General features: G+C 72.7%; 23 protein-coding genes. 10 read left to right on the top strand and 13 right to left on the bottom strand.

Features of this window, described 5'->3' with window-relative positions; translation table 11 throughout:
* Positions 1 to 10 precede the first annotated feature (10 nt).
* From pip to EDD40_RS18050, 3 genes are read right to left on the bottom strand one after another with little or no spacing between them, the layout of a single operon-like run.
* Positions 11 to 955 (bottom strand): prolyl aminopeptidase, encoded by a 945-nt coding sequence (pip, locus tag EDD40_RS18060; RefSeq protein ID WP_123748108.1) that lies wholly within the window; start codon positions 953 to 955, stop codon positions 11 to 13.
* A gap of 41 nt (positions 956 to 996) precedes the next feature.
* Positions 997 to 2,685, bottom strand: coding sequence for a hypothetical protein (locus EDD40_RS18055; RefSeq protein WP_123743954.1), 1,689 nt, complete (start codon positions 2,683 to 2,685; stop codon positions 997 to 999).
* Positions 2,686 to 2,700: 15 nt separating this feature from the next.
* Positions 2,701 to 3,459, bottom strand: a complete 759-nt coding sequence (locus EDD40_RS18050; protein WP_123743953.1) for a hypothetical protein — start codon at positions 3,457 to 3,459, stop codon at positions 2,701 to 2,703.
* 36 nt (positions 3,460 to 3,495) lie between these two features.
* Here EDD40_RS18050 and EDD40_RS18045 point away from each other — a divergent pair, with 36 nt between their 5' ends.
* Positions 3,496 to 4,002, top strand: coding sequence for a hypothetical protein (locus EDD40_RS18045; protein ID WP_123743952.1), 507 nt, complete (start codon positions 3,496 to 3,498; stop codon positions 4,000 to 4,002).
* Positions 4,003 to 4,267: 265 nt separating this feature from the next.
* Here EDD40_RS18045 and panB read toward each other — a convergent pair whose 3' ends face one another.
* Both panB and EDD40_RS18035 read right to left on the bottom strand, forming a co-directional pair.
* Positions 4,268 to 5,122, bottom strand: coding sequence for a 3-methyl-2-oxobutanoate hydroxymethyltransferase (gene panB / locus EDD40_RS18040; protein ID WP_123743951.1), 855 nt, complete (start codon positions 5,120 to 5,122; stop codon positions 4,268 to 4,270).
* Positions 5,123 to 5,300: 178 nt separating this feature from the next.
* On the bottom strand, positions 5,301 to 6,107 hold the full coding sequence (locus tag EDD40_RS18035) for an alpha/beta fold hydrolase (protein WP_123743950.1): 807 nt from the start codon (positions 6,105 to 6,107) through the stop codon (positions 5,301 to 5,303).
* A 31-nt stretch (positions 6,108 to 6,138) separates the two neighbouring features.
* Here EDD40_RS18035 and lysX point away from each other — a divergent pair, with 31 nt between their 5' ends.
* The gene (gene lysX, locus EDD40_RS18030) at positions 6,139 to 9,399 is read left to right on the top strand and encodes a bifunctional lysylphosphatidylglycerol synthetase/lysine--tRNA ligase LysX (protein WP_425471209.1); all 3,261 of its coding nucleotides are present in this window, start codon (positions 6,139 to 6,141) and stop codon (positions 9,397 to 9,399) included.
* On the opposite strand, the gene EDD40_RS18025 is transcribed toward lysX, so the two are convergent.
* Positions 9,383 to 11,068 carry a right-handed parallel beta-helix repeat-containing protein gene (locus tag EDD40_RS18025; protein WP_123743948.1) on the bottom strand — a complete coding sequence of 562 codons (1,686 nt, stop codon included), beginning with the start codon at positions 11,066 to 11,068 and terminating at the stop codon, positions 9,383 to 9,385. The two genes, lysX and EDD40_RS18025, sit on opposite strands and share 17 nt — an antisense overlap.
* A 57-nt stretch (positions 11,069 to 11,125) precedes the next feature.
* Between EDD40_RS18025 and EDD40_RS18020 the strand changes: the two genes are divergently transcribed.
* The gene (locus EDD40_RS18020) at positions 11,126 to 11,938 is read left to right on the top strand and encodes a TetR/AcrR family transcriptional regulator C-terminal domain-containing protein (protein WP_123743947.1); all 813 of its coding nucleotides are present in this window, start codon (positions 11,126 to 11,128) and stop codon (positions 11,936 to 11,938) included.
* 38 nt (positions 11,939 to 11,976) lie between these two features.
* Here the strand turns inward: EDD40_RS18020 and EDD40_RS18015 are convergent, their stop codons facing one another.
* Complete coding sequence (locus EDD40_RS18015) at positions 11,977 to 12,726, bottom strand: SDR family oxidoreductase (RefSeq protein WP_123743946.1); 750 nt, start codon at positions 12,724 to 12,726, stop codon at positions 11,977 to 11,979.
* 120 nt (positions 12,727 to 12,846) lie between these two features.
* On the opposite strand from EDD40_RS18015, the gene EDD40_RS18010 reads away from it, so the two are divergent.
* Positions 12,847 to 13,692: a helix-turn-helix transcriptional regulator gene (locus EDD40_RS18010; protein ID WP_123743945.1), complete on the top strand. Its 846-nt coding sequence runs from the start codon at positions 12,847 to 12,849 to the stop codon at positions 13,690 to 13,692.
* On the opposite strand, the gene EDD40_RS18005 is transcribed toward EDD40_RS18010, so the two are convergent.
* Positions 13,631 to 13,807, bottom strand: coding sequence for a DUF397 domain-containing protein (locus EDD40_RS18005; protein WP_123743944.1), 177 nt, complete (start codon positions 13,805 to 13,807; stop codon positions 13,631 to 13,633). The two genes, EDD40_RS18010 and EDD40_RS18005, sit on opposite strands and share 62 nt — an antisense overlap.
* Positions 13,804 to 14,634 carry a helix-turn-helix domain-containing protein gene (locus EDD40_RS18000; protein ID WP_123743943.1) on the bottom strand — a complete coding sequence of 277 codons (831 nt, stop codon included), beginning with the start codon at positions 14,632 to 14,634 and terminating at the stop codon, positions 13,804 to 13,806. Before EDD40_RS18000 ends, EDD40_RS18005 begins: the two co-directional genes overlap by 4 nt.
* Positions 14,635 to 14,743: 109 nt before the next feature.
* On the opposite strand from EDD40_RS18000, the gene EDD40_RS17995 reads away from it, so the two are divergent.
* The 3 genes from EDD40_RS17995 (at position 14,744) to EDD40_RS17985 (ending at position 15,986) form a co-directional block, all read left to right on the top strand.
* Positions 14,744 to 14,956: a hypothetical protein gene (locus EDD40_RS17995; protein ID WP_123743942.1), complete on the top strand. Its 213-nt coding sequence runs from the start codon at positions 14,744 to 14,746 to the stop codon at positions 14,954 to 14,956.
* Between the two features lie 74 nt (positions 14,957 to 15,030).
* Positions 15,031 to 15,312, top strand: a complete 282-nt coding sequence (locus EDD40_RS17990) for a DUF4287 domain-containing protein (RefSeq protein WP_123743941.1) — start codon at positions 15,031 to 15,033, stop codon at positions 15,310 to 15,312.
* Positions 15,313 to 15,335: 23 nt separating this feature from the next.
* Entirely contained in the window at positions 15,336 to 15,986 is a 651-nt protein-coding gene (locus EDD40_RS17985; RefSeq protein WP_211348199.1) for a uridine kinase family protein, read from the top strand.
* A gap of 19 nt (positions 15,987 to 16,005) precedes the next feature.
* On the opposite strand, the gene EDD40_RS17980 is transcribed toward EDD40_RS17985, so the two are convergent.
* The gene (locus EDD40_RS17980) at positions 16,006 to 17,553 is read right to left on the bottom strand and encodes an alpha/beta hydrolase (RefSeq protein WP_123748106.1); all 1,548 of its coding nucleotides are present in this window, start codon (positions 17,551 to 17,553) and stop codon (positions 16,006 to 16,008) included.
* 88 nt (positions 17,554 to 17,641) lie between these two features.
* Between EDD40_RS17980 and EDD40_RS17975 the strand changes: the two genes are divergently transcribed.
* The gene (locus EDD40_RS17975) at positions 17,642 to 19,357 is read left to right on the top strand and encodes an NAD+ synthase (protein ID WP_123743940.1); all 1,716 of its coding nucleotides are present in this window, start codon (positions 17,642 to 17,644) and stop codon (positions 19,355 to 19,357) included.
* 55 nt (positions 19,358 to 19,412) lie between these two features.
* Here EDD40_RS17975 and EDD40_RS41045 read toward each other — a convergent pair whose 3' ends face one another.
* Positions 19,413 to 19,688, bottom strand: coding sequence for a hypothetical protein (locus EDD40_RS41045; protein WP_148088834.1), 276 nt, complete (start codon positions 19,686 to 19,688; stop codon positions 19,413 to 19,415).
* On the opposite strand from EDD40_RS41045, the gene EDD40_RS17970 reads away from it, so the two are divergent.
* The gene (locus EDD40_RS17970) at positions 19,669 to 20,040 is read left to right on the top strand and encodes a hypothetical protein (RefSeq protein ID WP_148088833.1); all 372 of its coding nucleotides are present in this window, start codon (positions 19,669 to 19,671) and stop codon (positions 20,038 to 20,040) included. The genes EDD40_RS41045 and EDD40_RS17970 overlap by 20 nt on opposite strands.
* A gap of 6 nt (positions 20,041 to 20,046) precedes the next feature.
* On the opposite strand, the gene EDD40_RS17965 is transcribed toward EDD40_RS17970, so the two are convergent.
* On the bottom strand, positions 20,047 to 20,559 hold the full coding sequence (locus EDD40_RS17965; protein ID WP_170185125.1) for an HdeD family acid-resistance protein: 513 nt from the start codon (positions 20,557 to 20,559) through the stop codon (positions 20,047 to 20,049).
* Between the two features lie 399 nt (positions 20,560 to 20,958).
* Here EDD40_RS17965 and EDD40_RS17960 point away from each other — a divergent pair, with 399 nt between their 5' ends.
* Positions 20,959 to 22,125 carry an MFS transporter gene (locus EDD40_RS17960; protein ID WP_170185124.1) on the top strand — a complete coding sequence of 389 codons (1,167 nt, stop codon included), beginning with the start codon at positions 20,959 to 20,961 and terminating at the stop codon, positions 22,123 to 22,125.
* 255 nt (positions 22,126 to 22,380) lie between these two features.
* Here EDD40_RS17960 and EDD40_RS17955 read toward each other — a convergent pair whose 3' ends face one another.
* Positions 22,381 to 22,977 carry a TetR/AcrR family transcriptional regulator gene (locus EDD40_RS17955; RefSeq protein WP_123743936.1) on the bottom strand — a complete coding sequence of 199 codons (597 nt, stop codon included), beginning with the start codon at positions 22,975 to 22,977 and terminating at the stop codon, positions 22,381 to 22,383.
* Positions 22,978 to 22,987: the final 10 nt, after the last annotated feature.

Below are 22,987 nucleotides of genomic sequence, written 5' to 3'. Positions count from 1 at the left end.
CGGCCCGGGATCACGCCGCCTTGAACCGGTCGGTGGCCGCCAGCAGCGCGCGCAGGATGCCCGGCTCGTCGAACGCGTGCCCGGCGTCCGGCACCACCACCAGCTCCGACCCCGGCCACGCCCGGTGCAGGTCCCAGGCCGTCACGGCGGGGGTGGCGAGGTCGTAGCGGCCCTGCACGATCACGCCCGGGATGCCCGCGAGCTTGCCCGCGTCCCGCAGCAGCTGCCCCTCCGCCAACCACCCGCCGTGCCGGAAGTAGTGGTTCTCGATCCGCGCGAACGCCAACGCGTACCGGGGCTGCGCGAACACCTCCACCAGCTCCGGCCGGGGCAGCAGCGTGACCGTCGACCCCTCCCACACGCTCCACGCCACCGCCGCCGGTTCGCGCACGGCCGGGTCCGGGTCGGCCAGCAGCCGCCCGTAGGTCTCGATCACGTCCGCGCCCTCGGGCACGCGCGACACGACCTGCTCCCACAGCTCCGGGAACAGGAACCCCGCGCCGCCGCCGTAGTACCAGTCGAGTTCCTTGCGCCGCAACGTGAAGACGCCCCGCAGCACCAGCTCGGTCACCCGCTGCGGGTGCGTCTGGGCGTACGCCAGCGCCAACGTCGACCCCCACGACCCGCCGAACACCTGCCACCGGTCGACGCCCAGGTGCTCGCGCACCTTCTCCAGGTCGGACACCAGGTGCCAGGTGGTGTTGCCCGACAGGTCCGTGCCGTGCTCGGACGCGTGCGGCAGGGACCGCCCGCAGCCGCGCTGGTCGATCAGCACGATCCGGTACACGGCCGGGTCGAACAGCCTGCGGTGCACGGGCGCGGACCCGCCGCCGGGCCCGCCGTGCAGGAACACCACGGGCTTGCCGTAGGGGTTCCCGCACACCTCCCAGTAGACGCGGTTGCCGTCACCGACGTCGAGCAGGCCCTGGTCGTACGGTTCGATCTCGGGGTACATGCGCCCACTGTGCCCCAGGAACGCCCCGGAGCGGATCACCGTCAGCCGGTGATGTCGATGTCCCCGCTCAGCGACCCGGCCTGCAGCACGTGCCCGGTCAGCGTGCCGCCCTCGGTGACGGTGACCGTGTTGACGGTGTTGTTGACGATCGACTGGGCCTGCTGGTCGAACGACGCCGTGTGGTAGCCCGCGTCACGCAGGATCTCCGCCACGGCCAGCGTGACGCGCGTGCGCAGCAGGTGCGTGTAGCGCTCGACGTCGGCCTGCTGGAAGTAGCTGTGCAGCTCGACGTCGGCCGCCATCTCCCGCAGCGTCATCAGGGAGCCGTACTTGTCGGCGTCCACCCGTGCGCCGGCCTGGGCGCTGGGGCGCGGGTGCGCGGCGAGCCGCACGATCCGGGACAACGCGCTCGCGGGCAGCAGCACCAGGTCCTTGAGGGCCCGGCCCACCGGCACCCACGCCGACGCCGGCTCGGCGTCCACGGACTTGAGCTCGGCGCTGATGGGCCGCAGCACGCACGGCGTCCACTCCAGGTACAGCGTGGACTCGTCCATCGCCACGTGCACGAACACGGACAGCACGAGGTCGCGGTCCCAGGTCTCCACCGAGAACCGGCGGTAGAAGCGCGACCACTCCAACGGGTCGTCGCGCAGCTCGTGCGCGTGCGCCCGGGACACGTGCGTGTAGGGCGGCTCGCCGGGCCGGCGCAGGTAGTGCGCCGAGACCCGGTCGGGCAGGTGGTCCACCAGGCCCTGCGCGGCGACCACGACGTAGTCGTCCACCTTGAGCGCGCCGAGCCGGCCGCTCGGCGCGAGCAGCGACGCGGCCCGCAGGTCGGTGACCTTGGCCGTGATGCCGTCCAGGAGCGTCGAGGTGCCGAGGGTGACGTCGGTGCGCGGCACACCGGATCGGCGTTCGAGCGGCACGGCGACGGTCCACGGCTCGTGGATGTCGCCCGCCCCGACGAACGGCTGGTAGCCGCGGTGCACCACGAGCGGCACGAGACCGTCCTCTTCGGACGTGCCGGGCGCGACGCGGGTGGCCGTGCCGTGGCGTTCCGCGATGCGCCGGGCGAGCGCGGGCGCCAGGCGCAGCAGGGCGCGGTCCACGGGAGGCGGCACGGAGCCGCGCAGCGGACCGAAGCGCGCCGTCACGTGGTGCGCGACGACCAGCCGGTTGGCCAGCAGCACGACCAGCGCCGCCGCCAGCAGCGAGAGGCCGACCAGGTCCTCGAACGCGTCCTCCACGGTGCCTTCGGGGTCACCGCCGATCGTCGTGACCACCGGTCCGATGGCCAGCACGAGGGTGAGGACGGTGATGCCCGTGCGCACGGGCCGGACCGGCCGGGGGTCGCCCCGCCTGGCCCGTGCCGCGAGCCACACCCGGATGATCTTCGGCAGGCTCAGCAGCACCGCGACGGTGATCCACACCACCGCGAGCGACACCGAGAAGTACACCGTCAGGCCCAGCAGCACGAGCACCAGCACGTCGACGACGTCCGTGCGCAGCCGGGCCGCGAGTGCCTCGGTGAGCACGGCCGAGGTGTCCACCCCGGGCGCGGGCGCGGCCGGTCGGGTCGGCTCGACCAGCAGCTCCCGGAGGGCCGCGTCGGCGAAGTCGCGGCTGAGGTGGGCGGCGGCGCACAGGTGCCGCGTGCCCTCGTCGCGGTCGGCGCCCCTGTCACCGTCGGCTGCCGCGTGCCGGACGGACCGCGTGTCGGCCAGGACCATCTTCGGTGTCGCTCCTCAGGGAGTGTCGCTGTGGTCGATCATCGTGTCGAGCAGCTGCCGCGCCTCCGACCAGCGGCCCGTCGGGGCCGTGGCCAGCAGGACGTACTCGATGCCGCCCGTGCGCCAGTAGTGCGCGCGGACCCGCCGGGTCTGGCCCTCTTCGGTCTGGTACTGGAACTCCCAGTCCACCGCGTCGAGCCCGCCGTGCCAGGCGCGCTCCAGCGCGTGCTGCCGGTAGTCCTTCAGCCCGGCGTTGCTCTCGGCCGCGGCGGCGATGGTGTCGTAGAGGCCGTCGTAGCCCTCCGGCGGAGCCCCGCCGAACCGCACCTCGACGTCGGGGTCGAGCTGGTTGCGCGCGGTGACGACGCCCGCGCCGCTGCCGTCGACCACCGCGTACGAGTCCGGGAGCACGGTGGTGAGGCCTTCGGGGCCGGTGTACCGGAAGTACCCGACCGGCGTGCCGCTCGACGTGCTCCGCGTCGTCGTCGGCCGGCCGGTGGTCGTCCACGACGACGTCGTGCCGGTCGGCGTCACGTCGTACGGACCCGCCTCGGCGGTGGGCGCGGCGGGAGGCGGGTCCTCGAACCACCGCGGCACGTGGATCATCCCCAGGCCGAGCCCGAGGCTCACCACCAGGAAAAGACCCGCGGCCGTCGCGGCGAAACCGAGGGACCCGGGCGCGACCGGCCGTCTCGTCCGTTCCGGGGACGTCCCGTGCGGCGGCCGTTCCGCGTCGCGGTTCTCGGCTATCTTCGCGCCGAGCGAATCGCTCATGGAAACCTTCTCCCGAACCGAGGATCGGAGGTCGACGTGGAGAACCGGATCGACTTGGCGGTCGCCCACCGGTGGACCGAGGTGGCCGAGGCCGAACACGAGCCGGACGCCGTCGACCTGCTCGCGGCCCGGCTGCTCGCGGTCGCGGACACGTGCCGTTCGGTCACCCGCGACGGGGACCTGGAGATCACCAGCGCGGCCCAGTTCGTGCAGTGCGCGAAGGTGGCCGAGCGGCTGTCGGAGCTGGAGCCGGTCGACCCCGACCTGGCCCGCCGGTCGTACGAACTCCGCGAACAAGTGTTGACGGGCCGGGATTTCCGCTGGTCGGACCCGGCGCGCACGGCGGCGCTCGGCGTGGCCGCGGTGGTCGTCGCCTTCGGCGGCGCGACGCTGGGCGGCGGCGAGGAGGACGTCGCGATGGTGGTCGTCTCCGCGGTCCTGGGCAGCGCGCTGCTGTTCGCCACGATCCTCACCTCGCGGCGGCCGGTGTGGCGCACGCGCGCCGAGCTGGTCGCGCCGATGGTGCGGCGGCACGGGCTCTGAGCCGCCACGCGGGCGCGCGACCACTCGCCGTTGGAGACCATCAACCGTCCCGGGTCGACCCGAAATCACGCCTTCGGTCGCGATGGTGGCATACCCGGGGCGCGGTCGACCCGCAATAGTGGGATAACCGGGCGGAAGCACTCGAAAGCGAATAGCGCTCGGTGTCGCGCTATTCCGCTCCGAAAGGAATCACCGGGAATTCGGGCCCGGCACGAACGAGGTCGCCGCACCGGCCCGAGCCGGTGCGGCGACCTCGATCAGGACCTCAGTGGAACGTGTGCTCCGGGCCGGGGAACTGGTGGCCCTTCACCTCGGCCGCGAACTGCTCCGCCGCCGACTTCATCACGCCCGCCACGTCGGCGTACCGCTTCACGAACCGGGGGGCGCGCCCGCGGCGCAGGCCCATCATGTCCTGCCAGACGAGGACCTGCGCGTCGGTGTCCGGTCCCGCGCCGATGCCGACGGTCGGGATGAGCAGGTCGTGCGTGATCTGCTTGGCGACCTCGCTGGTCACCATCTCCAGCACCACCGCGAACGCGCCCGCGGCCTCGACGGCGTGGGCGTCCTCGACCACCGAGTCGAACGCGTCGCTGCGGCCCTGCACGCGGTAGCCGCCGAGCTGGTGCTCGCTCTGCGGGGTGAACCCGATGTGCGCCATGACCGGGATGCCCGCCCGCACGATGGCCTCGATGTGCGGTGCGAAGTGCTTCCCGCCTTCGAGCTTCACCGCGTGCGCGCGGCCTTCCTTCATGAACCGCACGGCCGTCGCCACGGCCTGCTCGACCGACACCTGGTAGGAGCCGAACGGCAGGTCTGCCACGACCAGCGACCGCTTCACCGACCGGGTCACGCCCCGGACCAGCGGGATCAGCTCGTCCACGGTCACCGGCAGCGACGTGTCGTAGCCGTAGACGTTGTTGGACGCGGAGTCGCCGACCAGCAGCACCGGGATGCCCGCCTCGTCGAACAGCTCCGCGGTGTACATGTCGTAGGCGGTGAGCATGGGCCACGGCTCGCCGCGCTCCTTCAGCTCCCGCAGGTGGTGGATGCGCACCTTCTTGCCGGTGGGGGCGCTGCCCGCCCCGTTGCCGTAGGGCGCGGTTACCTCTGACGAGGTCATCGTCGACCGTCCTCCCTCGGGGCCGGCTTCATCGCTGGTCCCCGGGATCTTGTTGCACGGTTACCCGACCAGCCTGACACCGACACCGGGGTAAATGCGCGTAGTGCGAGACGCTTCACACGCTCCGCCCACCACATCGCGCGCCACGCCGATCACGAGTACCGTGCGCCCGCCCCGCTCACCCGCCGCGCAACGCCGTGAGCACCGCCAACGCCACCGCGTCGGGCCGGTCGACCGGCACCATGTGGCGGCTGCCCGGCACCAGCACGGTGCGCCCGGTCGGGGCCATCGCGGCCAGCGCCACGTGCGCCGCGAACTCCCGTCGACCGGCCGTGAGCACGGTGAACGGCGCCGGCGGCAGCGGGCGGAACGCCCGCAGCCGCTCCACCGCGGCCACCTGCGCCGGGTAGGACGCCAGCTCGTCCAGCACGGCCCGCGTCACCGACGGCCGCCCGTACACCGACCGCACCGCCGCCGGCGAGGCCGGGTCGCGCCGCCCGAGGGTCGACCCGAGCATCGCCCACCGGCGCAGCCGCGGCGCCTGGGCGGCCACGAGCGGGTCCAACCCGGTCCGCAGCACCCACCGCGCCACCGCCGCCGACACGTCGGACGGGCGTCCCGCGCCCGGCGCCTCCGGATCGGGGTCCACCAGCACCAGCCCGCGCACCCGACCCGGCCGCAACCGCGCCCACGCCTCCACGTGCAGCGAGGCCATCGAGTGCCCCACCAGCACCACCGACGGCTCACCGGCCAGCACCGCGTCCAGCACGGCCACCTCGCGGGCCAGCGTCGCGGGCGCCAACGCCGGGTCGGACCACCCGGTGCCCGGCCGGTCGAACACGAGCACGCGCGCGTCCGGCAGCAACGCGACCACCGCGTCCCAGTCGAACCACGCGCCGCCCAACGCCGAGCTGAGCACCACGGCGGGCCCGTCGACACGCCCGGACGCGCGCACGTGCACCCGACCGGCGAGTGACGCGATCATGGTGGACAACCCGAACCCCTTGGAGCGTGTCGTGGCGGTGGCCAGGTGGAAGTGGCGGACGGCGGGGGTGGTCGCCACCGTCGTCCAGGCGGCGGCCGCGGCGTCGGTCCTGCTGTTCGTGCTCGACGAGGAGTCCGACCTCGCCGAAGGCATCTTCGCGGTCTCCTACCTCCTGGGCCTACCCGTCGAGGCGAACCTGTTCATCGCCTTGGTGCTGGTCGTGCTCGGCGCGGCCCTGCGCAGGCGCAAGCGGGCGGCGCTGTGGACGTTGCTGCTGTTCGAGGCGCTCAACGTGACTTCGGTGCTGCTCTTCCTCGTCCTCTACCGGATCGACCCGTCGCCGTTCCTGGGCGCCGACGAGTCGCCGGACCCGGCGGGCCTGGCGGTCGAGCTGAGCGCCGGCGTCGTCGTCGGCCTCGCGCTCATCGTGCTCCTGCTGGTGGTCCGCGACGCGTTCCCGGCCAAGCTCGCGCCGGGCGCGTGGCGGCAGGCGCTGGTGGTGTTCCTCACCGGGATCGTGGCGTTGTGCCTGCTCGGCTGGGGTCTGACCGAGGTGTTCCCGGGCCACCTGCACGGCTCGTGGCACAAGCTGGTGTGGGCGGCGAACCAGATCACCGGCGAGGTCCTGCCGCAGCGGCGCGGCGGCGAGGGCCCGTCGTGGCTGGGCGTGCTGCTCGGGTTCGGCGGGATGCTCGTCGCCATCGCCACGCTGTACGTGTTCTTCCGCGGCGAGCGCTCCAGCCGGTGGTTGGACGACACCGAGGAGCTGGCCGTGCGCCGGCTGCTGGCCGCGCACGGCGAGCCGGACTCGCTGGGCTACTTCGCGACCCGCCGCGACAAGAGCGCGGTGTTCGCCCCGAACGGCCGCGCCGCGCTCACCTACCGCGTCCTCGCGGGCACCACGCTGGCCAGCGGCGACCCGATCGGTGACGAGGAGGCGTGGCCGCAGGCGGTGCAGGCGTGGCTGGGCGAGGCGCGGCGGTACGGCTGGCTGCCCGGCGTGCTCGGCGCGAGCGAACGCGGCGCGCACGTCTACGCGGCGGCCGGGCTGAAGGCGTTGGAGATCGGCGACGAGGCCGTGCTCGACGTGCGCGAGTTCACCCTGACCGGTCCCGAGCGGCGGGCCGTGCGGCAGGCGGTGAGCCGGGTGGCCCGCGCCGGGCACACCGCCCGCGTGCGGCGGCACGCCGACATCCCGGCCGACGAGCTGGCCGCGATCCTCGACCTGGCCCGGCGGTGGCGCGGCGCGGAGACCGAACGAGGGTTCTCCATGGCGCTGGGCAGGCTGGGCGACCCGACCGACGGCCGGTGCGTGATGGTCGAGGCCTACGACGCGCACGGCGAGCTGCGCGGCCTGCTGTCGTTCGTGCCGTGGGGCAGGCGCGGGCTGTCGCTGGACCTGATGCGCCGCGACCGGGCCGCCGAGAACGGCCTCAACGAGTTCATGGTCGCCGAACTGGTGGCCGCCGCCGGCCGGCTCGGCGTCGAGCGGGTGTCGCTGAACTTCGCCATGTTCCGCGCGGTGTTCGAGGAGGGCGGGCGGATCGGCGCGGGACCGGTGCTGCGGACGTGGCGGGCGGTGCTGAGCCTCGCGTCTCGGTTCTTCCAGCTGGAGTCGCTGTACCGGTCCAACGCCAAGTACGGCCCGGAGTGGCTGCCGCGCTACCTGTGCTTCACCCGCGCCCGCCACCTGCCCCGGGTGAGCATCGCGGCGGGCGTCGCCGAGGGGTTCGTGCCGAGCCTGAGGTCGCTGGTCAAGCGCGGGTCCTCGCGCGCGCTGCGCTACGAGACCGTCGGCACGGGCTTCGCCGCCGCCGTGGCCGAGATCGACGCGACCAAGGTCGAGCCGCGGCAGCCGCGCCGCCCGGAGCAGGTCCGGGTGCGCATCGCCAAGCTCGACCGGCTGCGCGCCGACGGCATCGACCCCTACCCGGTGAACTACCCGCGCGAGCACTCGGTGGCGCAGGCCCGGGAACTGCTGGGCGACACCGTCTCGGTGGCCGGCCGGGTGGTGGCGCTGCGCGAGTTCGGCGGCCTGAGCTTCGCCCGCGTCCGCGACTTCACCGGCGAGCTCCAGCTCATGCTCGACGCCGGGCGCGTGGACCTGGCGGCGTGGAAGGCGGGCGTCGACCTCGGCGACCACGTGGGCGTGCGCGGCGAGGTGATCCGGTCCAAGCGGGGCGAGCTGTCCGTGCTCGCCGACGAGTGGACCGTGACCGCGAAGTGCCTGCACCCGTTGCCGGACAGGCGCAAGGGCCTGGCCGACCCGGAGGCGCGGGTCCGCAGGCGGTACCTGGACCTGGCGGTGAACCCCGACTCGGCGCGGATGCTGCGGCTGCGCAGCGCCGTGGTGCGCGGCATCCGCGACTTCCTGCACGACCGCGACTACCTCGAAGTCGAGACGCCGATGCTGCAGGCCGTGCACGGCGGCGCGAACGCCCGGCCGTTCGTCACCCACATCAACGCCTACGACATGCGCATGTACCTGCGCATCGCGCCCGAGCTGTACCTGAAGCGGCTGTGCGTGGCGGGCGTGGACCGGGTGTTCGAGCTGAACCGCAACTTCCGCAACGAGGGCGCGGACGCCTCGCACAACCCCGAGTTCACCATGCTGGAGGCCTACCAGTCCTACGCCGACTACACGACGATGCTGCACCTCGTGCGGGAGCTCGTGCAGCACGCCGCGGTGGCCGCGCACGGCCGTCCCGTCGCCGTGCGCGACGGGCTGGAGGTGGACATCTCCGGGGAGTGGCCGATCATTCCCGTCCACGCCGCCGTCTCCGCCGCGCTGGGCGTCACCGTCACGCCGGACACCCCGCTGCCGGAGCTGCGCGCCCTGCTCGCGGGCCACGGCATCGAGCCGGCCGACGACGCCGACCACGGCGCGCTGGTGCAGGAGGCGTACGACGAGCTGGTGGAGCCGACCACCGTCGAACCCACCTTCTACACCGACTTCCCGACGTCGGTCTCGCCCCTGACCCGGCCGCACCGCGCCGATCCCCGCCTGGCCGAGCGCTGGGACCTGGTGGCGTTCGGGGCGGAGATCGGCACGGCCTACTCGGAGCTGACGGACCCGCTGGAGCAGCGCCGCCGGTTGCAGGCGCAGTCGCTGAAGGCGGCCAGCGGCGACGTCGAGGCGATGGAGCTGGACGAGGACTTCCTCGACGCCTTGGAGCACGGCATGCCGCCCACCGGCGGGCTCGGGGTGGGCGTGGACCGGGTGCTGATGATGCTCACCGGCACGTCGATCCGGCAGACCGTGCTGTTCCCGTTCGTCAGGCCCGTCTCGTGAGCAGCCCCGCTGCCGCCCGGATGCCCGCCGTGGCGGTGTCGAGCCCGGCCGGGTCGGCGATCGTGGTGTTGCCCTCGTAGGTGACGCCGTCCGGCACGGCGTCGCTGCCCACCGGGTCGGCGTCCCAGAAGTTGCCCCGGTAGACGACGTGCTCCAACGGCGGGTGGACGTGCAGCACGGCCGTGTTGTCCGCGCGGGCCACCACGTTCCCCTCGACCGTCACCCACGTGGCCCCGTAGTCGGTGTAGAGGCCGAAGTTGTACGGCGTGCGCGTGTCCTCGATGACGTTGCCGCTGATCACGGCCCCGTGCTCGGAGGTGCCCTGCGCGCCGGACAGGTAGATCCCGCCGCCGTCGGCCAGCACGCCCATCGTCCCGGTGACGAGGTTGCGCGTGATGCGGGTGCCGCCGCGCGACGGGTGGGCCACGATGCCGTTGTGCGGCACGTCGCGCACGTGGTTGTGCGCCACCGCGCAGTCCGCGGTGTCGTGGAACGTGATGCCGGCCGAGCCGGAGTGGTCCAGTCCGACGTCCGCGACGAGGTTGTCCTCGATCACCGCCCCGTTCGTGCCGGTGACCGAGATGGCGGACGCGGCGAGGGTGTCGAAGTCGCAGCCGCGCACCACGAGGTCCGCGCCGCCGGTCGCGCCCAGCCCCGCGGCGCCCAGCCTGGTGAACCGGCAGCCCTCGAACCGCACCCCGGTCGAGCCGTCCACCTGCACGCCGGCGGGGATCTGCTCCTGCTCCTCGGGCACGGTCAGCCACGCGCCCTCGGCCGGCTCCACCCTCCCGATCCGGCCGCCGTCGTAGTAGCCGTTCGAGTGGTAGTGCAGGAAACCCCGGTCGCCACCCGGTCGCAGCCACGTGGTGTCGGCGAACACCACGCCCCGGAACGCCACGTCCCGCACACCGGTGGCGCGCACCAGCACCTCCAACGCGGGCACGACCACGCGCGGCTCCTCTCCCGGGCGGGGCAGGTAGTGCACGACGTGCCCGCCCGGCCGCGAGCGGTCCAGCGCGAACGTGCCCTCGGTCAGGAACGCCGGGTCGTTCTCCACCCGGGTCGGCGCCGGGGGACCGGACATCACCTGGCCGAACCACTCCGAGTTGTAGACGTCCACGGCCCAGCCGAACGCGGGCTGCGCCATGGTGATCTCGCCGTCGTGGACGGACGCGACCGCCGTGCGCGCCTCCGTCCACGGGTAGACGCCCCGGTGCACGAACTCGACGCCCGCCGGGGAGCGCCAGTCCAGCGGCGCGTCCGTGGCGTAGCCGGTCGCGGTGCGGCGGACCGTGCCGGGCAGCCCGTCCACGCCGGCGCGCTCGACCCGCCGCCCGTCCACCACGAGGTGCCGCGTGACCAGGTCGCCGACCTCGGCCCGCCACACCCCGTCCGGTCCCCGCCGGCCGGCGACCTCCCGCCCGCCGCTGACGACGGCTTCCTCCTGCGCGGCGGTGCCGTAGCCGAAGGCCTGGTAGACGACCCGTGAGTCCTCCTCGGTCAGGTCGAGCGGCTCGGTGAGCACGTGCGTGCCCGCCCTGAGGTGCACGGTGACGTCACCGTCCACCTCACGGGCGGCCTGCCGGGCGCGGGCCAGCGTGGCGAACGGCCGCTCGGCGGTGCCCGGCGTGGCATCGTCCCCGCTCGGGGAGACGTGGAAATCGGTCATGAACAGCCCCCAAGGTGTTTATGGCATAAACCACAGTAGGTATATCATGGAGGCGTGATGGGGACAGCGGGCGATCCCGACCGTTCGGTGGAGTTGCTGTGGGACGGCCGGCCGGGGCTCAGCCTCCAGGCGGTCGTGGGCGCCGCGGTCGAGGTGGCCGACGCCGAGGGTCTGGCGGGCCTGTCGATGCGCAAGGTCGCCGAGCGGCTCGGCTTCACCACCATGGCCCTCTACCGCCACGTGCCCGGCCGGGACCACCTGGTCGACCTGATGTGCGACGCCGTGCTCGGCGACCCGCTGCCGTCGGCGGGCGGCGGCTGGCGGACGGCGTTGGAAGCATTCGTCCGGCACGCCTGGGAGCTGCGGAAACGGCACCCCTGGCTGGCCGAGGTGCCTGGTCGGCACGTGCCGGGGCCCAACGCGCTGGCCCACTACGAGCACGCGTTGGGCATCGTCGCCGGCACCGGCCTCGCCCCGGCCGAGGTGGTCGCGGCGGTCGGCCTGGTCGCCCGGTTCGTCGACGCCGAGGCGTCCGCCCTGGTCGAGGCCGCGCGGGCGGAGCGCGGCACCGGGGTGAGCGACGAGCAGTGGTGGGGCGCGCGGGACGCGTTGTTCGCCCGGTTCGACCGCTACCCGACGCTGACGTCGCTGTGGGAGGCCGGCGGCTTCGACCAGCCGGACCCGTTCGGCTTCGGGCTGGCCCGGCTGCTGGACGGTATCGAACTGCTGATCCGCCAGCGTGATGAAAAGCGTGATGATACTTGTCGGGTGTGTGGTGGGCCGGTGGTGCAACCGGCGTCCGGCCGGCCCCGCGCGTACTGCTCGCGGGGCTGCCAGCAGCGCGCCTACCGCAGCCGCCGGTCGGGCTGAGCCGCCCGCCGACCCCCGTCGACGGGCGGCCCGGCCCCTCAGACCTGCACGGTCGGCAGCACCACGAGCTGCCGCAGGTTCACGTTCCTGGGCCGGCTGGTGGCGAACCCGACCACGTCGCCGAGGTCGGACGGGTCCAGCGGCGGCACTTCCTCCCGCCACTGCGCCAGGTGCGCGGCCACGTCCGGGTTGTCGATGTGGCCCGCCAGCTCGCTGTGCACCAGGCCGGGTTCGATGTTCGTCACCCGCACGCCCTTCGGGCCCAGCTCGGTGCGCAGGTTCGCCGACAGGTGCGTGACGGCCGCCTTGGTCGCGGTGTAGACGGCGTAGTTGGGGAACGTCAGGTGCGCGGCGATCGACGAGATGTTCACCAGGTCCGCGGTGCCGACCGCACCCGCCTCCACCAGGTCCGCGGTGAACGCCTTGGTCACGTTCAGCAGGCCCTTGAGGTTCGTGTCGATCATCCGGTGCCACTCGTCGTCCCGGCCCTCGGACAGGGGGTTGCCGAGCATCACGCCCGCGTTGTTCACCACCAGGTCGACCCGCCCGAAGGCGGTGTGGACCGCCTCGACGGCCTCGGTGAGGTCACCGGTGACGTCGGCGGCGACGGCGAGCGCCCGCCCGCCCTCGGCGGCGATCTTGTCGGCCAGGTCGGTGAGCCGGTCCGCGCGGCGGGCCAGCAGCGCGACCTTCGCCCCGGACCGGGCCAGGACGAGCGCGATCTCGGCACCGATGCCGCTCGCGGCCCCGGTGACGACGGCGGTGCGGTTGTTCAGGTCGTAGGTCATGGCAAGAACACTGGACCTGGTCGCGGCGGTTACCGGAGGTGCCGGTCAACCTGGGGAGCGGTGTTCCCTGGGACTGGCAGTACCCAGGCTCGGCGCGGGCCGGGCGGCCATACTGGGTGGGTGAACCACGACCTGGGCGAGTTCCTCCGCAGCCGCCGGGCTCGCGTCCGCCCGGACGACGTCGGCCTGCCCGGTGGCGGCCGGCGCCGCGTGCCCGGCCTGCGCCGCGAGGAGTTGGCGATGCTGGCCGGCGTGAGCGTGGACTACTACATGCGCCTCGAACAGGGCCGCACGCCCGCCGTGTCCGACTCGGTGCTGGACGCCGTCGCCCGCGTGCTGAGGCTGGACGACACCGAACGCGCCCACCTGCGCAACCTCGTCCGCCCGACGCCGGCCAGGCGGCCCGCGCCCCAACGCGTCCGGCCGGGCCTGCGGCGGCTGCTGGAGATGGCCGACGACGTGCCCGCGTTCGTGATGGGCCGCCGGGCGGACATCCTGGCCTGGAACCCGCTGGCCGACGCCCTCTACGGCTTCGGCGACCTGCCGCCGGAGGACCGCAACTCCGCCCGGCACACGTTCCTGCGCCCGGAGTCCCGCACCTTCTACCGCGACTGGCCCACCGTCGCCGCCGACATGGTGGCGTTCCTCAGGCTGGACGCGGGCCGCTACCCGGACGACGCCAGGTTGGCGGCGCTGGTGGGCGAGCTGTCGGTCAAGGACGAGACGTTCCGCAAGCTGTGGGCGCAGCACAAGGTGCTGGAGAAGACCCACGGCACGAAGCTCATGCGCCACCCCGTGGTCGGGGACCTGGACCTCGACTACGAGACCCTGCGCCCGACCGGCGACCCGGACGTGGTCCTCGCCCTCTACACCGCTCGCGCGGGTTCGCCGACCGAGGACCGCCTCAAGCTGCTGGCGAGCTGGTCCGCAGTGCCCTCAGGAACGCCCTCAGAGCAGCAGGCCTGACCTCCAGCACGGGCCCGTCGACGTTCTTCGAGTCCCGCACCGCGTCCAGCCCGGCCCGCACCTCGACGCAGCTCCCGCCGCTGTTCCCGCTGTAGCTGCTCTTCCGCCAAGTCATACCTCGACGCTATCAAGCAGATCGGTGGCCGAGACCGTCACGAGTTCCCGGAAAACTGCCTCGTAGTGGGAGATCCGACTTTCCTCGTCGACGAACAGGCCGTCCGTCAACGTTTCCACGTACACGGTCTTCCGCAGGTCGCCGGGTGGCGTGAGGATCTCGAACGGGAAGTACAGCGCGCTGGTCAGGCCGACGCTGTCCGGGATGATCCTTAGCGTCACGTGAGGCAGCTCGGCCAGCCTCCTCAGGTGCCGCAGCTGCTCGAACCGGGTCTCCGGCGATCCCACCGGCGCTCGCAGCACCGACTGCCTGATCACCAGCGCGTACTCGGGTGGATGGGGCGCGGTCAACCGTCGCTGCCTGGCCAACCGCGCCTGCACCAGGCTGTCGACCTCGTGGGGCCGCAGCGCCGGGTTGGTCTCGATCACCGCTCGCGCGTATGCCTCGGTCTGCGCCAACCCGTGCAGCAGATCCGGCCGGTACGCCTCGATGCGCCGCGCGGTTTCCTCGGTGTTGAAGTACTTCCGGAGCCGGTCCGGGATCGCCGCGCCCCACGGTGTCTTGGGACGGCGCTTGCGCGCCTCCTCCCCGAGGTGAACCAGGTCGGCGCGCTCTTCCTCCGCCACCCCGAGGAGGTCGAGCAGGGCCACCAGTTCCAGTGGCGCGATCGAGTGGTCGCCGCGCAGGATCTTGCCGACCTTCGACTCCGAGCAGCCCAGCGTGGTCTTGATGTCGGCCTTGGTCACACCTCTGCGGCGCATCAGCTCGCGCAGGCGGTGGGCGAGGCCGACGCGGTAGTCGACCGGGCTGCGGTCGCTGCTGGTCATGGGTCTCCTCGTGCTTGATCGCCGACAGTCTGCCGCACCTGCCTCGCGCCACTGGGTCACCTGATCAGGCGTCTAGTCAACCCGACCACTCGGGTTTACCGTTCGGTTTATGACTGGTGATGAGCGTGAGTGGGTGGCGGAGGAGGCTCCGCGCCTGTTCGCCGTGGTGGAGCGGGTTCCGGAGCTGCACGTGGCGGCGTGGGGGTTGGCGTTCGAGGAGGGCGCTCAGGTCGTGTCCGAGGACGGCGGCCTGCGCATGAGCCTGCAAGGCCCGGAGAGCTGCCTGCACCTGTTCAAGGGCTCTGAGCTGCTGTGGATCTGATTAGACAATAAATCTTGTCAAGACAGGAAAAGTTGTCATAAGCTGGGGTCACACCGACGACCAAGGAGCCGGCCATGTCCTTCCAGGCGTACCTCGACACCATCGAGCGCAAGACCGGCAAGACCCCGGCCGAGCTCCTCGCCGAGGCGGGCGCTCGCGGGTACGACGCCACCACGAAGGCGGGCGTCGTCCTCCAGTGGCTGAAGGACGACTACGACCTGGGCCGCGGTCACGGCATGGCGCTCTACCACGTGCTCAAGAACGGCACCGCGATCAGCGCCAAGCACGTCGGCGGCACCGGCGCCCACCGGGACGACTCCGCGACCCTGCGGGTGGACGGCCTCGCCCACCGCTGATCGATCGACCGAGGAGGCTCCGCGTGCGACTGAACCCAGGTGAGACCCAGGCGACGGGGTGGCGCGTCGAGACGCTGCCCGACGTCGTGAGGCGACTGCGCGAAGCGGCCGGCGGCATCACCGGACGCCCCGTCGTCGTCGCGATCGACGGACGCGGCGGTGCCGGGAAGTCGACGCTCGTCGAACGGCTGCGGAAGACCGTGCCCGGCTCCGGGGTCGTGCACACCGACGACATCGCCTGGCACCACGCGTTCTTCGACTGGGTGGACCTCATCGTCGAGAACGTCCTGCGGCCCCTGCACCGGGGCGGGGCGGTGGAGTTCCGACCGCCGGCCTGGGCCGAGCGCGGCAGACCCGGCGCGATCCGCGTCGCCGCCGGGGCGGGTGTCGTCTGGGTCGAGGGCACCGGGACGCTCCGCCAAGAGCTCGCCCCGTGGATCGACGCCTCGATCTGGGTGCAGGGCGACCTGGACGAGCAGGAGCGCCGGATGACGGCGCGCGACGGCGACTCCGCCGCTCGGCGGCGGCTCCTCGCCGACTGGCTGGCCGAGGAAGTGCCGCTGCTGCTCCGCGAGCAGCCGTGGCGGAAGGCGACGGTGGTCGTGGCGGGCACGACCGTGCTCGACCACGACCCGGACACCGAGGTCGTCACCGCTGCGCCGGCCGCACCCTGAGCCCGGTCGCGACCCGGGGCTAAGAGCAGCGCGTGCCCTCCGGCGGCAGCTTCAGCTCGACCAGGTAAGCGTGCCCGGCCTCGTCGACGCACTCGTTGCCGTGGAAGTAGACGGTGTGCTGGTTCCCCTCGAACGTCAGCAGCCCGCCGCCCAGCTCCTTCGCCAGGCTGACCCCCGCCTCGTACGGCGTCGCCGGGTCACCCGTCGTCGAGATCACCAGCACGGGCGGCAGCCCGGACACCGGCTTGTGCTCCTGCACGGTCGGCGGCACGGGCCAGAACGCGCAGGCGTCCAGCGCCGCGCCCGGCGGCTGGCCGTCGTCCAGGAACGGCGCGGCCTCCTTGTAGCGCCGCGCCACGTCGTTCAGCACGTTCTTGTCCGTCACGCGCGGCTCGTCCACGCACTTCACCGCCACGAACGCGTCCGTGATCGTGGAGTACCGGCCCTGCGGGTCCCGGTCGAAGTAGTTGTCCGCCAACAACATCAGCACGTCACCGCGGTTGTTCTTCAGCTCCGTCAACCCGGAGTTCAGCGGCGCCCACAGCTCCTCCGAGTACATCGCCTGGATCGCCCCGGTGATCGCGTCGTTGTACGACAGCTTCCGGTCGCCCACCGCCACGGGCCGCTGCACCAGCGGCAACGTCAGCTCCCGGAACGCCTGGTTCGCCTTCGCCGGGTCCGTCCCCAGGGCGCAGTCCGGCCGCTTCGCGCACCACGCCGCGAACGCGTCGAACGCCTTCTGGAACCCGGCGCCCTGCGCGATCAGCGACTCGACCTGGTTCTGCGTCGGGTCGACCGCCCCGTCGAGCACGAGCGCCCGCACGTTGCCCGGGAACGCCTGCGCGTAAGCCGCGCCGATGTGCGTGCCGTACGAGTAGCCCAGGTAGGTCAGCTTCTCGTCGCCGAGCGCGGACCGCATGACGTCCAGGTCGCGCACGACGTCCCGCGTGCCGACGTTGGCCAGCACGTCGACGCCCGTCGCCGCGGCGCACTTGTCCGCGTACGCCTTGTTCTCCGCCTCGGTCTGCGCCAGGCCCGCCGGCGACGTGTCGATGTCGCTGTCGAGCCGGTCGGCGTCCCGCTCGGCGTCGGTCAGGCACTTGACCTGCGGCTCGCTCGCGCCGATGCCCCGCGGGTCGAACCCGATCAGGTCGAACCGCTCACCGACCGGCGTGGACTTCACCTGCGAGCCCATGCCCGCCGCCGCGGCCATGCCGGACGCGCCCGGACCACCCGGGTTGATGACGAGCGAACCGATCCGGTCGCCGGTCGCGGGCTGCCGCAGCAGACCGATCCTGATCGTGCGGCCCTCGGGCGCGGTGTAGTCGAGGGGCACCTCCAGGCGGGCGCACTCGATCGACTTCTTGTTCTTGAACTGCGACGTCGTCGTCCCGGTCGTCGCGTACGGCCCGCAGTCCTCCCAGCCGAGCTGCTGGCCGTAGAACCGCTCCAGCCCGGCGGGCACCACCCCGGCCGGCCCTCTCCGCTCCAACGCGGTCCCGGCGTTGGGCGACCCGGGCAGCACGCTCGTGCACGAGGCCAGGAGCGGGAGGGCGAGGAACAGCATCATCGGACGGCGCACATCTTCGATCGTAGGTGTGACGCGTCGGCCACAACGCGCGCCTTGGCCGCTCCGCGTGAGCGAGAATGCCACCATGCCACAGCTCCGACTCGCCCTCGCCCAGGTCAACGCCTGTGTCGGCGACCTGGCGGCCAACACCGAACTCGTCGTCGAGTGGTCCCGCAAGGCCGTGGAGGCGGGCGCCCACCTCGCGGTCTTCCCCGAGATGGCGCTGACCGGGTACCCGGTCGAGGACCTCGCGCTGCGCGTGTCGTTCGCGGAGGCGTCCAAGGAGGCGTTGACCGCGCTCGCGTCCAGGCTGGCCGACGAGGGGTGCGGCGAGCTGGCGGTGTTCGTCGGCTACCTCGACCGCGACGAGCACGGCATGCGCAACGCCGCCGCCGTGCTGCACCGGGGCGGGGTGGCGGCCCGGCAGCACAAGCACCACCTGCCCAACTACGGCGTGTTCGACGAACGCCGGTACTTCACGCCCGGCGACGCGCTGGACGTCGTGCGCGTGCACGGCCTCGAAGTCGGCATGGTGATCTGCGAGGACCTGTGGCAGGACGGCGGGCCGATCGCCGCGCTCGGCGAGGCGGGCGTGGACCTGGTGGTCTCGCCGAACGCGTCGCCGTACGAGCGGAAGAAGGACGACGCCCGGCTGCCGCTGGTGGCGCGGCGCGCGGTCGAGGCGGGCGCGCCGCTGGCGTACGTGAACCTGATCGGCGGCCAGGACGAGCTGGTCTTCGACGGCGACACGATGGTGGTCGCCGCGGACGGCTCGCTGATCACCCGCGCACCCCAGTTCGTGGAGCACCTGGTCGTGCTCGACCTCGACCTGCCCGGCGGCGCGCCCCGCGCGGAAGGCTCGTACGGCGGGTTCACCGTCAACCGCCGCTCCCTGACCCACGACCCGCTGCCCGCCTACGACCCGCTGCCCGTGCCGCAGTCCGCCGAACCGCTGTCCGACGAGGCGGAGGTGTGGCACGCGCTGGTCACCGGCCTGCGCGACTACGTCCACAAGAACGGCTTCCGCTCGGTCGTCCTGGGGCTGTCGGGCGGCATCGACTCGGCGGTGGTGGCCTCGTTGTCGGTGGACGCCCTCGGCGCGGACCACGTGTACGGCGTGTCCATGCCGTCGGTGTACTCGTCGGACCACTCGAAGTCCGACGCCTACGACCTGGCCCAGCGCACCGGCTGCCACTACTCGGAGCAGCCGATCGCGGACATGGTCCGCGTCTTCGTGGACCAACTCGGGCTGACCGGCCTGGCGGAGGAGAACGTCCAGGCCCGGTGCCGCGGCGTCACGCTGATGGGGCTGTCGAACCAGCACGGCCACCTGGTGCTGGCCACCGGCAACAAGACCGAGCTGGCCGTCGGCTACTCGACCATCTACGGCGACGCGGTCGGCGGGTTCGCGCCGATCAAGGACGTGCTGAAGACGCTGGTGTGGGACCTGGCGCGGTGGCGCAACGCCGAGGCCGAGAAACTGGGGGAGCTGCCGCCGATCCCGGAGAACTCGATCACCAAGCCGCCGTCGGCGGAGCTGCGCCCCGGCCAGGTCGACACCGACTCGCTGCCGGACTACGAGCTGCTCGACTCGGTCCTGGACGACTACGTCGAGGGCGACAAGGGCTACCGCGACCTCATCGCGATGGGGTTCACGCACGAACTGGTCGACAAGGTGCTGCGCATGGTCGACAAGGCGGAGTACAAGCGCCGCCAGTACCCGCCGGGCACCAAGATCACGTTCAAGGCCTTCGGCCGCGACCGCCGGCTGCCCATCACCAGCGGCTGGCGTGAGGGCTGATCACGTAGCACCCTCCCACCGCGAGCACTGACCACCGAAGCTCCCCTCCCTGTCCTCACAGCGGGCAGGGGAGGGGGAGCTTCGGTGGTGACGGAGTCGTCCGAGGACACGTCCGCGCGTCTCGGCGCTGGTGGTCGCGGGCGGGAGCCCGCTCGTGGTGGCGGCCGGCGCCCTCACCACCCGCCGACGCCGCCGCTTCGACCACCAGCCGCACCGCGACGACGACCACCACCCTGAGCGGAGCGGCCACCTCCGCTCCCGGCAGTGCGGCCGTCGCGACCTCGACGCCGGTGACCACCACGCCCGCCGCCGTGACCAGCGCGCCGGCCACCCGCGAGCTGTGCAGCTCGGGCGGCGACCGGGAGTCCTGCTCGATCGACTTCGAGGACGGCCTGACGACCGGGCAGGACCTGACGGTCGGCCCCACGTCGCCGGACTCGGAGCACGGCTCCCGGTTCGCCCTGCTGGAACGGGGCGCACCGGAGCCGGTCTACGGCGTGTGCGCCGCCCTCCCGGAAGGTGACCGGCGCACCTCCGCGCCGCTCGCCGAGTTCCGTGACGAGGTGCGCGTCCTCTGCATCCGCACGGACCGCGACCGACCGGGGTTCGTGCAGGTGAGCGATGTGCGGATGGTCGGGGAGAGCTTCGACTCGGTCTACCTGCGCCGGGCCGTCCGGCAGTAGCGCCGGTCAGGCGGTGGCGGCCGTCCCGGTGGGCGCGGCGGACTTCGCGGTCTTCGGCTTGCGGTCGACGCTGATGGCGCCCGCGATGGCCATCGCGCCGAAGACGATCAGCACCACGGCGAGCAGCCACGCCAACGCGAGCAGGCTCGCCACCGGCCACACGAGCACCACGACCCCGCCGATCGCGGTCACGACCCCGGAGAACACCGCCCACCCGCTCTTGCCGAACCCGTGGAAGACCTCGGCCACCCCGCCGACCACCCAGGTCGCGCCGAGCAGCAGCGCCAGCACCGCGATGGTCTGGAACGGCGCGCGCAGGCACAGGATGCCCGCGACCAGCGCCAACAACCCGGCGACCGCCAGCAGCCACCGCTGTCGTCCCATCGCGTCCGCGGTGAACGAGGCGGCGAGCCAGAAGACGCCGGTGATGAGCATCTGCGCGCCGAACAGCACCGCCGCGGTCAGCAGTGTCAGCCCCGGCCAGAGCAGGACGGCCAGCCCGATCAACAGGGTGATCACCCCAAAGGTGATCCACAACGCCCGCCCGTGCCCGGCCGGAGTCTCAGCGCGCCGATCCTGACCAGCGGTGTTCGCATCGGGATACGTCATGCGGCCATGGTCCGTCCCCCACACCCCACCCGCAGTCGCCACCGGCGGACTCCGACCTATCGAGTGACCCAGACCGTCAGTCGGTGACGCACCGCACATTCCATCCCCACCGTTGGAGTTCATCCCCTCCTCGGCCTACGCTAATTCCAACGTCACAGTTGGACTTCTTCCGACCTCCTCCTCCCCTTCCCTTCACCCGTTCCGCGCAGACCCCCGGAGCTCGCGTTGCCCCCTTCGCTCCCCAACCCCCACCCTCACCCCATGCACCACGGTCACCAGCTCGACCGTCCCCGTCCCCACCGCTGGTCCGTGACCCGGGCGCCCTTCGTGGTGGCGGTCCTGGTGGCGGCCGTGATCCTGGCGGTGGGCCAGCTCTACCTGACGGTCCCGCTGCTGCCGGGCGTGGCCGAGCGCTACGGCATCCCCCTCTCCACCGCGGCGTGGGTGGGCGGTGGTTTCGGCTTCGCGTTCGCCCTGGGCAACCTGCTCTTCGGCACCATCTCCGACCGCTACGACCGCCGTCACGTGATGGCGGTCGGCCTCGCCCTGGGTGCCGTGGTCAGCGCGATCGCGGGCACCTCCACCGCGTTCGCCCCACTGCTCGCGGCCCGTGCCGTGCAAGGCTTCCTGGCCGCCGCGATCCCGTCCGTGTCACTCGCCTACGCCACCGAGGCCCTCCCGCCGGCCCGCCGCGCCGTGGGCGTCACCGCCGTCTCCGGCTCGTTCCTGCTGGCGGGCGTGATCGGCCAGGCCTACGCCCTGGGCGTGGACGAAGCCCTCGGCTGGCGCTGGGTCTTCTGGCTCCTGGCCCCCCTGCTGCTGGCCGTCGCCCTCACCCTCACCCGCCTGCCCGCCGTCCCCCGCCCCACCCCCACCGCCCTGGCGACCACGTTCACCCGCCTGGGTCACCTTCTGCGCCGCCCGTCACTCCTGGTCGCCTACACGGGTGGCATCACCCTGCTGCTGACCTTCGTGGGCATGTACACGGCCCTGACCACCACCGTCGGCGAGCGCTACGGCATCCACAGCGCCGTCGACCTGCTCCTGCTCCGCCTCCCAGGCCTGCCGGGCATCGCCCTGGGCCTCTTCGCCGGCCCGCTGATCACCCGCTTCGGCGCCCACCGCGTCGCACCCGCCGCCTTCCTCATCGCCGCCGCCGGCCTGGCCCTGGAAGCGGGCTCCACCACGCTCCCCGTGCTGCTCGTCGGCAGCGCGATCTTCGTCGCGGGCCTGGCCGTCACCATCCCGGCGCTGGTCACCCTGGTCGGCCGCGCCTCCGGCGAAGCACGCGGCGCGGGCCTGGCGGGCTACGGCTTCCTGGTCGGCCTGGGCGGCGGCATCAGCCCGGTCCTCGTCACCGCCCTGGCCCCGGCGGGCTTCGCCGCCGTCTGCCTGACCCTCGCCGGCCTGCTCATCCTCGCGGCGGCCACCCTCGCGCTGGGCCCCCAGCCGACTCCCGCGCCCGCCACCGTCTGATCCACGCGGCCATTGCCTGACTCGCGCTCGCCGCTTCCGCTCGCCGCTTCCGCTCGGTGCGCGGGCGGCGTGGTCCGGGGGAGGGGGTGAGGTCTGGGCGGTGGGTGGACGGGTGGTGCGGGTGGTCGTGTGGACGGTCGGGGGTGGTTTCGGCGGGTCCGCTGGTTTTCAACCGAGGTGCGGTAACAGTGTTTCCGTACATTTTCGGGCCAGGTTCACCCGAACGTGTTGCTGCCGCCCTCGATCAACACCAGCTTACCGCGTAGCCGTGACCTGCGCAGATGCCATCCGCCGCGCCGCCTCCACGACCGCGGCACGGCGGCGTGCGGGGTCGGCCGGTCCGGTCACCATCCGGGCCACCTGGGGCACGGCCAGCCACCAGGTCGACAGCGACATGACCAGCAGCACCAGGTCGGCGGCTTCCGGCGACGCGACCATCACCCCGGCCGCCTGGGCCGACCGGAAAGCGTCGACCTTCCGCCGGTAGTGCGCCGCCCGCCCCTCCTCGTCGGGCACGGCGCCGTCCCCGTAGGCCAACGCCTCCCACTGCAACAACCGCACCAGGTGCGGGTTCGCCACGTGGTAGTCGAAGCACCGCCCCGCGTACTCGCCCACGTCCCGCAACGCCTCGGCGTCCAGCGGCACGGCCGCCGCGATCTTCGCCAACTCATCCGACAGCACCGTGTGGAACAGCTGTTCCTTGTCGCCGAAGTAGTTGTACAGCCGTTCCTTGTTCACCCCGGCCCGCGCCGCGATCCGCTCCACCCGAGTGCCCGCCAACCCGTGCGCGGCGAACTCCACGACCGCCGCCTCCTTCAGGCGCCGCCGCGTCTCCTCGGTGTTCCAGGCCATCCCACGATGG

Origin of the sequence: Saccharothrix texasensis (genome assembly GCF_003752005.1) — a bacterium.
Classification (GTDB): domain Bacteria; phylum Actinomycetota; class Actinomycetes; order Mycobacteriales; family Pseudonocardiaceae; genus Actinosynnema; species Actinosynnema texasense.
This window is presented reverse-complemented; position numbering and strand designations above follow the sequence as displayed.

Excerpts from the sequence above, each read along its gene's own strand:
- pip (WP_123748108.1), bottom strand. The coding sequence starts at position 955 with ATGTACCCCGAGATCGAACCGTACGACCAGGGCCTGCTCGACGTCGGT.
- EDD40_RS18055 (WP_123743954.1), bottom strand. The coding sequence starts at position 2,685 with ATGGTCCTGGCCGACACGCGGTCCGTCCGGCACGCGGCAGCCGACGGT.
- EDD40_RS18050 (WP_123743953.1), bottom strand. The coding sequence starts at position 3,459 with ATGAGCGATTCGCTCGGCGCGAAGATAGCCGAGAACCGCGACGCGGAA.
- panB (WP_123743951.1), bottom strand. The coding sequence starts at position 5,122 with ATGACCTCGTCAGAGGTAACCGCGCCCTACGGCAACGGGGCGGGCAGC.
- EDD40_RS18035 (WP_123743950.1), bottom strand. The coding sequence starts at position 6,107 with ATGATCGCGTCACTCGCCGGTCGGGTGCACGTGCGCGCGTCCGGGCGT.
- EDD40_RS18025 (WP_123743948.1), bottom strand. The coding sequence starts at position 11,068 with ATGACCGATTTCCACGTCTCCCCGAGCGGGGACGATGCCACGCCGGGC.
- EDD40_RS18020 (WP_123743947.1), top strand. The coding sequence starts at position 11,126 with ATGGGGACAGCGGGCGATCCCGACCGTTCGGTGGAGTTGCTGTGGGAC.
- EDD40_RS18015 (WP_123743946.1), bottom strand. The coding sequence starts at position 12,726 with ATGACCTACGACCTGAACAACCGCACCGCCGTCGTCACCGGGGCCGCG.
- EDD40_RS18005 (WP_123743944.1), bottom strand. The coding sequence starts at position 13,807 with ATGACTTGGCGGAAGAGCAGCTACAGCGGGAACAGCGGCGGGAGCTGC.
- EDD40_RS18000 (WP_123743943.1), bottom strand. The coding sequence starts at position 14,634 with ATGACCAGCAGCGACCGCAGCCCGGTCGACTACCGCGTCGGCCTCGCC.
- EDD40_RS17995 (WP_123743942.1), top strand. The coding sequence starts at position 14,744 with ATGACTGGTGATGAGCGTGAGTGGGTGGCGGAGGAGGCTCCGCGCCTG.
- EDD40_RS17990 (WP_123743941.1), top strand. The coding sequence starts at position 15,031 with ATGTCCTTCCAGGCGTACCTCGACACCATCGAGCGCAAGACCGGCAAG.
- EDD40_RS17980 (WP_123748106.1), bottom strand. The coding sequence starts at position 17,553 with ATGCTGTTCCTCGCCCTCCCGCTCCTGGCCTCGTGCACGAGCGTGCTG.
- EDD40_RS17975 (WP_123743940.1), top strand. The coding sequence starts at position 17,642 with ATGCCACAGCTCCGACTCGCCCTCGCCCAGGTCAACGCCTGTGTCGGC.
- EDD40_RS17955 (WP_123743936.1), bottom strand. The coding sequence starts at position 22,977 with ATGGCCTGGAACACCGAGGAGACGCGGCGGCGCCTGAAGGAGGCGGCG.